Here is a 13,197-nt window from a genome sequence, read left to right as displayed (position 1 = left end):
ACCACGCCCAGCCCAAGGAAGGCGGCCGACCATGACCGTCCCCAACGTCCTGCTGTCCGGCATCGTCGGTTCGACCGCGTACGGGCTCGCCCGCGAGGGCTCCGACATCGACCGCCTCGGCGTGTTCGCCTCGCCCACCGAGACCCTGCTCGGCCTGCACACACCGAAGGAGTCCCACGTCACCACGGCGCCGGACCGCACTCTGCACGAGGCCGTGAAGTGGTGCCGCCTCGCGCTGGGCGGCAACCCGACCGCCATGGAGCTGGTCTGGCTGCCGGCCGAACTGTACGAGGTCCGCACACCGCTCGGCGACGAACTGATCGGCATCCGGACCTCGTTCCTGTGCGCCAAACGTGTCCGGGACGCCTATCTCGGCTACGCCACCCAGCAGTTCCGCCGGCTCGAAGCGCGAGGCGACGGCTCCCTCTCCGCGGACACCCGTAAGCGCACCGCCAAGCACGCCCGGCACCTGAAGCGGCTGTGCCACCAGGGCCTCGCGCTGTACACCACCGGGCAGCTGGCCATCCGCGTGGAGAACCCCGAGGAGTACCACGACTTCGGCGAACGGGTCGCCGCGGACCCGTCGGCCGCCCGGCCCCTCCTCGGCCACTACGAATCGGCCTTCGACGAAACCCGCACCGCGCTGCCGGACCGGCCCGACGAGGCGGCCGTGGAGGCGTGGCTTCGCCGGGTCCGGGATCACTTCTACCGTCCCGCAGCTCATGAACCTCTGCCGTCCGGCAGCTCGTGACATTCGGGGTGTGGTCAGCGGCGGGACCGCACGCGCGCGTCCCGTGGAGGCCGGATGAACTGCAACTCCAGGGTGAGCGGCGGCTCGGCGACCCCGGGTCCGCCGGCCGCCGCCCACTGCACGACCTCCTCGGTGCTCTCGTCGTCCATGACGAACCCGATCCAGGCGGCCCGGCCTCCGGCACGGCGCCCGGCGGCCGAGGGGCGGACGACGATGACGTTGGCCTGGTCGCAGGGGCCCAGGCAGTCGGTCGTACGGACCTGGAAGCCGTGCTCGGACGCGGCGGCCCGCAGTAGATCGAGCTGCCACGCGTGGTCGGTGCCGGGGTGTTTGCGGGCGTCGCCGCAGCAGCAGCCCCGGCAGACGACGAGGGTGCAGGAGCCGGTCAGGGGTGTACGGGGCGTCGAGGACATGGGAGAAGCATGAGGCCTTCGACGATCACCGGGTGTGGGCGGGGTGCCCTTCCGGTCAGAAGCGCCCCGATGTTCGTCCCGCTCCGCGGCACCGGACGTGCCACAGGGGTGCCGGTCGGGGGCCCGCCACGCCCCGCCCCGCTCCGCCACGCCCCGCCTCGCCGAGGCGTCGGCGTCGGCGTCGAAGCCCGTACCGCCGTTCACGCAGGTGCTGTTGCGCTGCCGGGGGGCCGGTCCCGTTCCAGCCTGGTGCGGGCCCCGTCTAGGGTGAGCGGTGTGACCGACAGCAGACCACCGCTCGCCGTGTTCGACCTCGACAACACCCTCGCCGACACGGCACACCGCCAGAGGTTCCTGGAGCGCAAGCCGCGCGACTGGGACGCCTTCTTCGCGGCCGCGCCACAGGATCCCCCGATCGCGGAGGGCATCGAGCTGGTGCTGGAGAGCGCGCAGGAGTGCGAGATCGTCTACCTCACCGGGCGGCCCGAGCGCTGCCGGCGCGACACGCTCGACTGGCTCACCGGGCACGGGCTTCCCGAAGGACGCGTCTTCATGCGGCGCAACGACGACCGCAGGCCCGCCCGGCGCACCAAGCTGGAGATCCTCCGGCGGCTCGCCCGCACCCGGGAGATCCGCGTTCTGGTGGACGACGACGAGCTGGTGTGCGAGGACGCCCGCCGAGCGGGGTTCACCGTCGTACGGGCGGACTGGACCGCCCCCTCCGGCGCGCTCAAGGAGGCGCAGGAGAGGGAGGGGCGGACCTGAGCACCGGATCCCGGCGGCGGCGAGCGCCGGGTCCGGCCCCAGGCCGTCAGTCGACGTCCTCGATGCGGAAACCGACTTTGAGGCCGACCTGGAAGTGCTCGATCTGCCCGTTCTCGATCTGACCCCTGACCTGGGTCACCTCGAACCAGTCCAGGTTGCGCAGGGTCTGCGAGGCACGGGCGATGGCGTTGCGGACGGCCTGGTCGACACCCTCGTGCGAGCTGCCGACGATCTCCGTGACCCGGTAGGTGTGGTCCGTCATGCGGGTGCTCCTCTCCGCCGTGACAGGATCGTCACGCGTCATTCCACGGTGCCCCAAGCCGCGGCGGAGCGCGAGACGACCCGTCGGCCGCCGTCACCTCGCCGCGCTCAGCGACAGCGCGAAACGGCCCTCGCGGTCCGTCCACCAGTGGGTCAACTCCAGGCCGGAAGCGGCGAGTTCGGTGCGTACGCCGTCCTTCCGGAACTTCGCCGACACCTCCGTGCGCAGTTCCTCGCCCGCCGCGAAGTCGACGGCGAGATCGAGCGCCGGGATCTTCACGGTCTGCTCGGTACGGGAGCGCAGCCGCATCTCGATCCACTCGTTCTCGGCGTCCCACAGCGCGACGTGGTCGAAGGCGCCGGCATCGAAGTCGGCGCCCAGCTCGCGGTTGACGACGGTCAGGACGTTCTTGTTGAACGCGGCCGTTACTCCCGCAGCGTCGTCGTACGCCCTGACCAGGACCTTCTCGTCCTTGACCAGGTCCGTGCCGAGCAGCAGGGCGTCGCCGGGTGCGAGCAGGGCGCGTACCGAGTCCAGGAACACGGCGCGCTCGGCCGGCAGCAGATTGCCGACCGTGCCGCCGAGGAACGCCACCAGCCGGGGACCCGGCGTGTCCGGCAGCGTCAGCCCGGTGGTGAAGTCGGCGATCAGCGCGTGCACGTTCAGCTCCGGCCGCTCGGCGACGAGGGCCTGTCCCGCCCGGGTGAGGGCGCTCTCGCTGACGTCTACCGGGACGTACGTGTGCTGCCCGGTCAGCGCGTCGATCAGGTACCGCGTCTTCTCCGAGGAGCCGGAGCCCAGTTCGACCAGGGTGCGGGCACCGGTCGCGGCGGCGATCTCGCCGGCCCGGGCGCTGAGGATCTCCCGTTCGGCGCGGGTGGGGTAGTACTCGGGCAGCTCGGTGATCTGCTCGAACAGGTCGCTGCCGTGGGCGTCGTAGAACCACTTCGGTGGCAGCGTCTTGGGGGTGCGGGTGAGGCCCTGCTGCACGTCGGCGCGCAGGGCGGCCTCCGTGGCGTCCTCGGGCAGGGTGCGGGTGAGAAGGAACGGACTCACGTATGGGGCTCCTTCGCGGGTGCGGGCGGTGCGGGCGGTGCGGGCGGTGCGGGTGCCAGGGGGTCGCTCGGCTCCTTGAGCGGGGTGAGCAGCACGTCCGTGCGGCTCGCGGCGAGCAGGGTGCGGTCGGGGACCTCCTGCCAGTGCGGGTCGTCGTCGTAGGGTTCGGAGGCCACGACGGTGCCGCCGCCGGGCCGGAGCAGGTACCAGAGGGTGTCGCCCCAGGCGGTCGCGGCGATGGCCTCGCCGTTGGTGAGCAGGAGGTTGAGCCGGGAGCCGGGAGCCGCCTCGGCCACTTCCAGGACCGTGTCGGCCAGCGCCTGCCCGGCCTCGAGTTGATTCGCCGTTCGCCGCCGGGACGCTGCAGCCGGTGTCGACACCGCGATCGTGCTCAGCCCTTCGGGCCTCCGCGCGCTCGCGATCCCGGCACCGTCGCGCCCCTTCGGCTCACCCGCGATGCCGCCTCGCAGCCGGGCGAGGACCAGCGCCCACACGAGTGCGGAGTCGTTGCGGGCCTCCAGGGACAGGACGTCCACCGCCGGCAGGCTCCGCACGAGGGGCGCGAGCGAGCCCGGCCAGCCCTTGACGGCGCCGTTGTGGCTGAACAGCCAGGGCCCCGCGGTGTACGGTGCCGCCGCGGCCTCCGCGTCGGCGCCGGAGAGGGTCGCGTCCCGCACCGCGGCGAGCACGGCCCCCGAGCGTACGACGCGCGCCAGGTCGGCCAGGGACTGGTCCGCCCAGACGGGCCCGGCCCGGCGGTAACGCGCCGGAACCGGGTCCCCCTCCGCGTACCAGCCGACGCCGAAACCATCGGCGTTGACCGTCCCGTACCGCTGGCGCCGCGGCGCCCAGGACTGGCGGTACAGGCTGTGCGGCGGCTCGACGAGGATCCTGCCGAGCGGCTCCTCCGGTCCCAGATAGGCAAGGTGACGGCACATCAGACGTCCGCCGAACGGGCCGTGCGGAACCCGGAGAAGATCTGCCGCCGGACCGGATAGTCCCAGTTGCGGAACGTTCCCCGGCAGGCCACCGCGTCCACGGCGAACGAACCTCCGCGCAGCACCTTGTACTCCGGCCCGAAGAACACCTCCGAGTACTCCTTGTACGGGAACGCGGTGAAGCCCGGGTACGGCAGGAAGTCGCTCGCCGTCCACTCCCACACGTCGCCGATCAACTGCCGTACGCCGAGCGGCGATTCGCCCTCCGGGTAACTGCCCGCCGGGGCCGGGCGCAGATGCCGCTGTCCCAGGTTGGCGTGCTCGGGCGCGGGGTCGGCGTCGCCCCACGGGTAGCGCGTCGAGCGGTCGCCCGCAGGGTCGTGCCGGGCGGCCTTCTCCCACTCGGCCTCGGTGGGCAGCCGGCGTCCGGCCCAGCGGGCGTAGGCGTCGGCCTCGTACCAGCACACGTGCAGCACCGGCTCGTCGGGCGGCACGACCTCGGTCACGCCGAAGCGGCGCCGCAGCCACTGCCGTCCGTCACGGCGCCAGAACAGCGGTGCGCCGATGGAGTTGCGGCGGATGTGGGACCAGCCGTCCGCCGTCCACCACCGCTCGTCGTCGTAGCCGCCGTCCTCCATGAACGCCTGGTACGCGGCGTTCGTCACCGGCGTCGTGTCGATGTGGAACGGCGCCACCTCGCGCCGGTGCGCCGGGCGTTCGTTGTCCAGGGACCACGGCTCGGTCGAGGTGCCCATCATGAACGGGCCGCCCGGGACGAGGACTTCCGCCGGACCGGTGAACAACGGCGCGGGTTCCGGGTCCGGTGCGGTCAGGACCTGGGGGCCCGTGCGGAGCTGATGGGTGATCAGCATCGTCTCGTCGTGCTGCTGTTCGTGCTGCGCGATCATCCCGAAGGCGAAGCCCGCCTCGGTCAGGCGCGTCCCGTGGAACGCGGTGCTCTCCAGCACGTCCAGCGCCCGCCCGCGCACGTCCGCCGCGTACCGGCGCGCCTCGTCCGGCGGCAGCAGGGGCAGAGTCGGGCGCTCGGAGCGCGGGTGCTCGAAGGCGTCGTAGAGGCTGTCGATCTCCGGGCGCAATGCCTCCTGGCCGGCGACGGCCCGCAGCAGCCACTGCTCCTCCTGGTTGCCGATGTGCGCCAGGTCCCACACCAGCGGCGACATCAGCGGCGAGTGCTGCGCCGTCAGGTCGGGCTCCTCCACACAGGAAGTCAGCAGCGTCGTACGGTCCCGGGCCGTCACGAGCGTGGTCAGCGCCCGTTTCCGGAACGCCTCGACGTCGAGGGCGGGGTCGGTCATGTGCGGATGTCCTTCCCGTGCGGGCGACGGCTCGCGCCGTACAGCTCGTCCAGCAGATCGTCGGCGGGGCAGCGGCCCCGGCTCACGTAGCGGTCCAGGTAGGCCGTGACGGCGTCCGTGACCCAGGGGGCGGCGCCGAGCCGGGGCAGGGCCTCCACAGCGGCCTTGAAGCACGTGACGGCCACCTCGTGCAGCTCGGGGTCGGCCAGGCCGTGCCGCGCCGCGTCGAGCCACAGCGGGTTGTGCGGCGCGGGCAGCGACAGGGACCGCTCGGCCAGCGGCTTCACCGCCCGGTAGGCGGTCTCGGCGGCCTCCGGATCGTCGAACAGCGCCGTCGTCACGGCGAGCGGCACGACCCACCCGTCGTCGCCGGGCTGCGCGTCGATCATGCGCAGTTCGAGGTGCCCACGGGGCCTGATCGGCGGGAACAGGGTCGTGACGTGGTAGTCGAGATCCGCCCGCGTCGGCGGCCTGGGCGCCCCCGACCTGGTCCACTCCCGGAAGGTCAGCCACTCCGGGACGTCCCAGGGCCCGCCGTCCTGCCGTACGCACATCACCGGCGCGTCCAGCACGTGCCGGGCCCAGCCGGTGCGCGGGTCGGCGTGCAGCGGGGGCGCGCCCGCCCGGCCTGCGCCGATCTCCATCCACAGCAGCTGGCGGGTCGAGAGCCAGCCGGTGGGCTCGTGTCCGGCGAGGGGGGAGTTGGCGAACGCGGCGACCAGGACCGCGCCCAGCTGGTGCGCCAGCCACCAGCGCCGCCCGTGGCCGAGCGGCCCCGGTTCCTCGTGTCCGGCGTCCAGGCACACCTGGACGGAGGCCGAGGTGCACATCATGGCGCGGCCGGCCGGGCCGGTGCGGTCGAGGCAGGTCTCCATGGCGTCGTAGCGCGGTTCGTGCAGGTACCGGCGGGGCGAGTGCCAGGGATCATGGCCGATGCCGACGAGAGCGAGATCGTCCTTGGCGAGGACCGCGCGGACGGCGTCGAGGTCGGCGGAGACGGTACCGATGCACTCCATCAGCGAGGCGGCGGGCGGCGAGCTCAGTTCCAGCTGGCCGCCGGGTTCCTTGGTGAGCGCCGACCTCAGGTGCACGGTCCGCAGTGCGGCGTAGGCCGCTTCGAGTTGTGCGGATGTTACGGGGAGCTGCGGTGTGCGCAGCCCGTGGATGAGCCATTCGACTTCCACCCCGACCCTGCGGGGCGGGCCGGTTTTGAAACAGATGCCCCGGACCAGGGCCTCCACCTCGGCTTCGGTGAGGCCGGTGCGGGGCTCCGTACAGTCACTCGCCGGACAGACACTAGGCGAATCGGACATGTCGGAAACCTCCAGAGGGTCCACGATGCCACCGGCCCGGGTCCGGGCGGGGCCCGGGCGAAGGCACTCGTTCCACCCAAGCCCCTCCCGCCGCTCGGCACAAGGGGGCAAATCACCGCAACCGGGGCCGGTGATCTCCGTCCCCGCGGCATTCTCGGGACGTGCACCGCACCGGAAAACTCTGTTGCACCGCATGACCAGCATCGCTCACGATGCGTTCATGAGCACGACGGGGGAGATCGCGCGGCGCGCGATCGTGGCGCCCACGGGGGTGGCGCCATGAGCGCGCGGCTGCGCGGCATCGCACAACAGACGGAGCAGATCGTGGCGGCCGGGGCGTATCGCGCGCCCGACGGGCGCGAGGTGTCCATCCTGGCGGAGGCGGAGGCGGCGCGCTCCGGCACGCGGATGCACGGGCCCGGTCCTGTGCAGGCGCCACCGGTCCCGCCGGCGGACACCTTGTTCGAGGTCACGGGGGAGAGCAGCCTCGAAGCCGCCCGCCGGCTCGTCCTCGCCGGTCCGGTGGCCGTCCTGAACTTCGCCTCGGCCCGCAACCCGGGCGGCGGCTACCTCAACGGCGCCCAGGCCCAGGAGGAGGCCCTGTGCCGGGCCTCCGCGCTGTACGCGTGCCTGACCGGGGTCCGGGAGTTCTACGACCAGCACAGGGCGCACCGCGACCCGTTCTACACGGACCGTGTCATCCACTCACCCGGCGTGCCGGTCTTCCGTGACGACCGCGGACGGCTGCTTGCCGAGCCCTACACCGCCGGATTCCTGACCGCCGCGGCGCCCAACGCGGGCGTCGTCCTGCGAACGGCGCCGGAACGCGCGGGCGAGCTGCCGCAGGCCCTCGCCGTACGGGCCGAGCGGGTCCTGGAGACGGCCGTGGCCCACGGCTACCGCCACCTGGTGCTGGGAGCCTGGGGCTGCGGGGTGTTCCGCAACGACCCGGCGCAGGTGGCGGGAGCGTTCCGGGCGCTGCTCGGGCCAGGCGGGCGATTCGAAGCAATGTTCGAACAAGTGGTGTTCGGAATCCTCGACCGCACACCGGGGGCCGTGACCCGGGAGGCTTTCGTACGGGCGTTTCCGGAGCGCCGGCTCCAAGTCTGACGTGGAGCCTCAGCTCCAGCCGTGGCGCTCCCGCAGCCGGTGCCGCACCAGATCGAACCGCATCCGGTCAAGGGCACAGGCCTCCCGCCGCATGCCCTCCTCGTGGAGCCGCAGGATCCGGCCCACGTCCACCCACGAGTCCCGCCCCGACCGGTCCCACGGCCCGCTCCCGATCGGCACCCACCGGGGCAGGCCCCGGCCCCACTGGTGCGGCTTCGCCGCGCATCCTGTTGCGCCGTCGTGCCGCTTGCTGGAGAGCTGCACGGCGAGGAAGGTCCCGCCCGCCTCACGGGCGACGACGAGCACGGGACGGTCCTTGCCACGGCCGTCGTTCTCCTCGAAGGGGACCCAGGTCCAGACGATCTCACCGGGATCCGGGTCCCCGTCGTGCGCGGGCGAGTACTCCGTGCGCACCCGGCCCACCTCGCGAGGGTCGGCCTCCGTGGTGGCGGAGTCACCGTGCCGGCCGGGGACGTTCTCATCGGTAAACGCAGTCACGGGGCCACGGTAGAGCCTCGGTCCCGGACCGCCCGCCTCACCCCTCGTCCTTCTCCACCGGCACCTTCTGCGCCGACGGCGGCACGAAACCGTTCAGCACCGAAGCCCCGTTCGCACCTTGGCCGTTCTGATTCATCGAGGTCAGCAACTGGCGTGCCAGGCCCAGGCCGGTACCGCCCATGGTGAGCGCCTTGGCGAACATGTCGGCCATGCCGTCGGCGCCGTTGAGCAGCACCATGTTGTCGACGTTGCCGAACGCGGACGCGCCCGCCTTCACGATCTCCGGCCAGTTCTCGGCGAGTTGCTGAGCGACGACCGCCTCCTGGTTCTCGGCGAGGGCGGCGGCCCGGGCCTTGATGGCCTCGGCCTGGGCGAGGCCCTGAGCCTTGGCCGCCTCGGCCTGCGCGAGTCCCCTGGCCTGCGCCGACGCCGCCTCGGCCTCACCGGTGGCGCGTGTCGCCGCCGCCGTGGCCGCGCCCCGCGACTTGGTCGCCTCGGCCTCGGCGGCCGCAGCCGTCTTCACCCGGGTCGCCTCGGCGACGGCCGCCAGTTCCGTCTCCTTCGCCTTGGCCTGGGCCGCCGAGATCCGTGCGTCGCGCTCGGCCTCGGCCAGCGTGCGCTTCTCGTAGGCCTTCGCGTCCGCGGGCTTGCGGACGTCGGCCTGGAGCTGCTGCTCACGCCGGTGTGCTTCCAGTTCGGCGACCCGCGTCTCCTGGACCACGACCTCCTGCCGGGCCCCTGCGTCGGCCAGCGGGCCCGCCTGCCGTGCCTTCGCCGCCGCCTTGTCGCGCTCGGCCTGGTAGCCGGCCTGGAGGATCTCGCTGTCCCGGGTCGCCTCCGCCATCTTGGCGAAGGACTGCTGCTCGGCCTCGGTGGCCAGCCGGTTCGCCTCGGCCTGCGCGATCCGCGCGTCCCGCTGGACGGCCGCCGCGTGCGGGGCGGCCAGGTTCTGGATGTACCCGGTCGGGTCCTCGATCTCGTGGATCTGCAGCGAGTCGACGATCAGACCGAGCTTCTCCATCTCCGTGCCGCAGGCCGCCCGGGTCTGCCCGGTGAGCTTCTCCCGGTCGCGGATCATGTCCTCGACCGTCAACCCGCCGACGATGGACCGCAGATGACCGGCGAAGACGTTGTGCACCCGCTCCGACATCAGCTTCTGCTGGTCGAGGAAGCGGCGCCCCGCGTTGGCGATCGACACGAAGTCGTCGCCCACCTTGAAGATGACCACGCCCCGCACCTTGAGCGGAATGCCCTGGTGGGTCACGCAGTCCACGTGCAGCTCGGTCTCGTTCAGGTCGAGCGAGAGCTTGCGCACCGCCTGCACGCCGGGCAGCACCAGCGTGCCGCGCCCCGTGACGATGCGGAATCCCATGCCCTCCCCGAGGCCCTCCGTCCTGTGCTTGGAGCCGGAGATGATGAGCGCCTCATTGGGTTCCGCGACCCGCCACATCATCTTGAACAGACCGATGAGAACGAGGACGGCAGCGAACGCCACCCCCGCAACGACGCCGACAACCATCGGCATACGCCCCCCTTTGCATGGTGCCCTGTCGGCACCGAACGAAGGGAGTGTGCTCCTCGGCGACGCCGGGGTACAGACGTCCGCGCATCCTTGTCGAAACCTTGACACACACGGCTCCACCTGCGCCGAAGTGGGCTCAACTGCCGTAGGCGGCCGTCACGTGGACCGTCCTGGGCGGCAGGTACTCCACCACCATCACCACGGTGCCGCACTCGATGCGGTCGGTGCCGGAGGCGGCGTAGGCGAGGAAGTGCTCGGCGCCGCCACGCACCCGGACGATCACCTCACCGACGAGCCCCGGCCCGACCGTTCCGGTGACCCGCCCCACGAGCCCGACCATCGCCGCATCGTCCATGGTCACAGCGTACGGGCCGAACGCGCCTACGCCGCCGGGGTTTCCGAGGTGACCGGCTGCGGCGGCCACGCCTCGTGCCAGCGCAGCTCCGCCTCAAGCTGCGCGGCGAGCGAGACCAGCAGTGGCTCGCTGTTCGCCGGCCCGAGCAGCTGCGCGCCGACGGGCAGTCCGCCACCGACGAGTCCGGCGGGGACGTTGACTCCGGGCCAGCCCAGCACGTTCCACGGCCATGCGTACGGGCAGGCCGCGATCATCGCCCGGTCGGTGGCCATGCCGGACAGCTCCAGCATCGAGCCTATGCGCGGTGGGGGAGCGGCCGTCGTCGGTGCGAGGATCACGTCGTACGACGTGAAGAACTCGCCGACACGGCGGTGCAGGACCGCCTCCGCGCGCCGGGCCGCCCGCAGCGGGGTTCCGCCCAGCAGCCGGCCGAGCCGGGCGGCGTCGCGGGTGCGGCGGTCGAGGAGCGCGGGGAAGGGGGCCTCGCGGACGTGTTCGGCGATGCCGGCTGTGGCGCGGGGGATGAAGGTGAGGCCGATCTGACCGTACGGCGGGTCGGCTTCCTCGACGGTGTGCCCCAATGAGGCCAGCTTCTCCGCGAGTTGCAGTACCCGGGCCCGTACCTCCGGCTGGAGCCGGGCGGGCAGCGCGGTGAACGGCGGCTTCAGGGAGAGCGCGATGCGCAGCCGTCCGGGGTCGCGGCCCACGGCCGCGGACACGTCGAGGGCCGGCGGCCGGTGCGGGTCGAGGTCGTGGTTTCCGCTCGCCGCGTCGAGCAGCAGGGCCGCGTCGGCGACCGTACGGGCGAGCGTGCCGTTGACCGTGATGCCCTGGAAGGCCTCGCCGCGCGGCCAGGTGGAGATCCGGCCGCGCTGCGGCTTGATACCGATCAGGTGGGTCCAGGAGGCCGGGATCCGCACCGAACCGGCACCGTCGGAACCGAGCGCGGCGGGCACCAGGCCGGCGGCGACCGCGGCGGCCGAACCGCCGGACGAGCCGCCCGGGGTGTGCTCCGTGTGCCACGGATTGCGGGTCGCGCCGAAGGCGGGTCCCTCGGTGAAGGGCCACTGCCCGAGCTCGCAGGTGTTGGTCTTGCCGACGATCACGGCCCCGGCCGCGCGCAGCCGCCGTACCGCCTCGCCGTCCTCGGCGACCGGCGGGTACTCGCCCGGGCAGCCGAACGCGGTCGGCTCACCGGCCACGTCCATGTCGTCCTTCACGGCCACGGGCACCCCGAGCAGCGGACGGCGCACTCCGGCGGCCAGTTCCTGGTCCGCGGCCTCCGCCTCGGCGAGAGCGGCCTCGGCCCGTACGATCCGGAAGGCGTTCACCGACCCCTGCGTGGCCCCGATCCGTGCCAGGGCCCGCTCCACCAGAGCCCGGGACGAGACCTCCCCGTCAGCCAGTGCGCGGGCGGTCGCCACCAGGCCTGCGGAACGGTCGAGCGTCATGCGGGCCACCTCCGGGAACACGTGGTCTACCGAACGGTAACGTCCGGTGGGCCGTCGTGCTACGGGATGTCGAACATCCGTTGTTCCCGATGGGAGTCCTCGCGCACCGCGGGTCAAACCATTGACGCGCACACGCCCCACCCCTACCGCACGCCGCCCCTGCCTCGGTCTGGCTTCTCCGCCTGGAGCATCGGACCGGACCGCGCCTCCGCGACGGTCCGCGGGCGCGGACGGGGTCAGTGGGCGTTGTGGCGCATCTCCCGGGGGCTCACGCCGAAGCGTCGGCGGAAGGCCGTGCTCAGTGCGCTGGCCGAGGAGAAACCCGAAGCGTGGGCGAGTTCCGTGATCGTCATGTGGTCGCACTCGGCGCACTGAAGACGGTCGCGCACCAGGCGCAGGCGTTCCTCGCGGATCAGGTCACGGGGGGTCGTGCCCACACGCTGGAGGGCCAGTTGGATCTGCCGCAGTGACCAGCCCAGGGCGTGCGCCATGGACGTACCGGTCAGGCCGGGGTCGGCCGCGTGATCGCGCGCGTGGCGTCGGGCCAGCGCCTCGACCTCGGTGAGATGGCCCGGCGCGTCGGGACGGTCGTCGCTGCAGACGAGCATGCACAGGAGTTCGACGATGCGGTCCGAGACGGCGTCGAACTGCGAGTCGGTCAGGGCGTGGCGCTCCTCGTGCAGACCGTTCAGCATGGAACTCACCACACCTCCCAGCCCTCTTGTCAGGTCCAGCCCGGTGGCCAGCGGTGACTTCCGGTTCAGCGGGCCGTCGATCTCACGGGCGGGAATGGTGAAGATGTAGGCGACAGCACGGGCCTCCTGCAGGCACTGGAAGGGAGCGCCGAAGGTGACCAAGGTGGCCGACCCCGGTGTGAGGTGCGCCACCTCGTCGTTCTGCCGCAGCACGATGCGCCCGTTGATCGGCAGGAGGAGGCGGTAGTCCTCGTCCGGGTCCTGCCGTACCTGCTGGGCGGTCCGGATGTATTCGATCTCGTCCGACTCGAACCTGACGAGCTGGTAGTTGTGGCTGCGCTGGCGGACCGTCTCGCCGCGGAAGTTGTCGGGGTGCGCATATCGGTACCCCATCCGGGACTGGTAGGACGCGATGTGTTCGCTCCAGAAGTCGGCCCGCTCGCGCGGGTCCACTTCACCCGTGGTCTGCGACTCCAAGACGTAACGTCCCGTGGGCAACGTGACTCCTCCGCTGCGACGGGTCTCGACGGTGTGTGCGGGCAGCCCGGAACTACCGTGCGTCCACGTGCTGTTCACGCGTCGTCACATTAGGGGCAGCAAGCGGTATCCGGGAGCAGCGGAAGGCTCATTGGCACATGCCGAAGGCAAGGGGTCGCCCGTGGGTGCTCCGTGGAGCGCGCGTGCGCCGCACGGCAACTTCTCTGCGTGTACGGGCAAGTGCGTATGCGCGAGGCGCCGCTACCGTCGTGCGC

Annotated in this window: 14 protein-coding genes; 3 read left to right on the top strand and 11 right to left on the bottom strand. The window is 72.2% G+C overall.

The window, feature by feature from the left end; translation table 11 throughout:
- Positions 1–31 precede the first annotated feature (31 nt).
- Positions 32–751 (top strand): nucleotidyltransferase domain-containing protein, encoded by a 720-nt coding sequence (locus tag ACZ562_RS00495; protein ID WP_471172386.1) that lies wholly within the window; start codon positions 32–34, stop codon positions 749–751.
- A gap of 14 nt (positions 752–765) precedes the next feature.
- Here ACZ562_RS00495 and ACZ562_RS00490 read toward each other — a convergent pair whose 3' ends face one another.
- Complete coding sequence (locus ACZ562_RS00490; protein ID WP_471172383.1) at positions 766–1,164, bottom strand: (2Fe-2S) ferredoxin domain-containing protein; 399 nt, start codon at positions 1,162–1,164, stop codon at positions 766–768.
- Positions 1,165–1,440: 276 nt separating this feature from the next.
- Between ACZ562_RS00490 and ACZ562_RS00485 the strand changes: the two genes are divergently transcribed.
- Positions 1,441–1,929, top strand: a complete 489-nt coding sequence (locus ACZ562_RS00485; RefSeq protein WP_471172380.1) for a phosphatase domain-containing protein — start codon at positions 1,441–1,443, stop codon at positions 1,927–1,929.
- A gap of 46 nt (positions 1,930–1,975) precedes the next feature.
- Here the strand turns inward: ACZ562_RS00485 and ACZ562_RS00480 are convergent, their stop codons facing one another.
- The 5 genes from ACZ562_RS00480 to egtA form a co-directional block, all read right to left on the bottom strand.
- Positions 1,976–2,191, bottom strand: a complete 216-nt coding sequence (locus ACZ562_RS00480) for a dodecin (RefSeq protein WP_471172378.1) — start codon at positions 2,189–2,191, stop codon at positions 1,976–1,978.
- A 93-nt stretch (positions 2,192–2,284) separates the two neighbouring features.
- On the bottom strand, positions 2,285–3,247 hold the full coding sequence (egtD, locus tag ACZ562_RS00475) for an L-histidine N(alpha)-methyltransferase (protein WP_471172376.1): 963 nt from the start codon (positions 3,245–3,247) through the stop codon (positions 2,285–2,287).
- Positions 3,244–4,185: an ergothioneine biosynthesis protein EgtC gene (gene egtC / locus ACZ562_RS00470; protein WP_471172373.1), complete on the bottom strand. Its 942-nt coding sequence runs from the start codon at positions 4,183–4,185 to the stop codon at positions 3,244–3,246. The genes egtD and egtC overlap by 4 nt, the downstream gene beginning before the upstream one ends.
- Entirely contained in the window at positions 4,185–5,501 is a 1,317-nt protein-coding gene (egtB, locus tag ACZ562_RS00465; RefSeq protein WP_471172370.1) for an ergothioneine biosynthesis protein EgtB, read from the bottom strand. The genes egtC and egtB overlap by 1 nt, the downstream gene beginning before the upstream one ends.
- Positions 5,498–6,814: an ergothioneine biosynthesis glutamate--cysteine ligase EgtA gene (gene egtA / locus ACZ562_RS00460; RefSeq protein WP_471172368.1), complete on the bottom strand. Its 1,317-nt coding sequence runs from the start codon at positions 6,812–6,814 to the stop codon at positions 5,498–5,500. Before egtA ends, egtB begins: the two co-directional genes overlap by 4 nt.
- Positions 6,815–7,093: 279 nt before the next feature.
- Between egtA and ACZ562_RS00455 the strand changes: the two genes are divergently transcribed.
- Complete coding sequence (locus ACZ562_RS00455; protein ID WP_471172366.1) at positions 7,094–7,924, top strand: TIGR02452 family protein; 831 nt, start codon at positions 7,094–7,096, stop codon at positions 7,922–7,924.
- Positions 7,925–7,933: 9 nt separating this feature from the next.
- On the opposite strand, the gene ACZ562_RS00450 is transcribed toward ACZ562_RS00455, so the two are convergent.
- The 5 genes from ACZ562_RS00450 to ACZ562_RS00430 form a co-directional block, all read right to left on the bottom strand.
- A complete protein-coding gene (locus ACZ562_RS00450) occupies positions 7,934–8,422 on the bottom strand; it encodes a type II toxin-antitoxin system PemK/MazF family toxin (protein WP_471172363.1) in 489 nt (162 codons plus the stop codon).
- A 37-nt stretch (positions 8,423–8,459) separates the two neighbouring features.
- On the bottom strand, positions 8,460–9,947 hold the full coding sequence (locus ACZ562_RS00445) for an SPFH domain-containing protein (RefSeq protein WP_471172359.1): 1,488 nt from the start codon (positions 9,945–9,947) through the stop codon (positions 8,460–8,462).
- Between the two features lie 133 nt (positions 9,948–10,080).
- Entirely contained in the window at positions 10,081–10,299 is a 219-nt protein-coding gene (locus tag ACZ562_RS00440) for a hypothetical protein (RefSeq protein ID WP_471172357.1), read from the bottom strand.
- A gap of 26 nt (positions 10,300–10,325) precedes the next feature.
- Positions 10,326–11,750 carry an amidase gene (locus ACZ562_RS00435; RefSeq protein ID WP_471172354.1) on the bottom strand — a complete coding sequence of 475 codons (1,425 nt, stop codon included), beginning with the start codon at positions 11,748–11,750 and terminating at the stop codon, positions 10,326–10,328.
- 236 nt (positions 11,751–11,986) lie between these two features.
- Positions 11,987–12,943 (bottom strand): helix-turn-helix domain-containing protein, encoded by a 957-nt coding sequence (locus tag ACZ562_RS00430; protein ID WP_471172352.1) that lies wholly within the window; start codon positions 12,941–12,943, stop codon positions 11,987–11,989.
- Positions 12,944–13,197 lie beyond the last annotated feature (254 nt).

It is taken from the genome of Streptomyces sp. NPDC040410, assembly GCF_055595715.1.
This window is presented reverse-complemented; position numbering and strand designations above follow the sequence as displayed.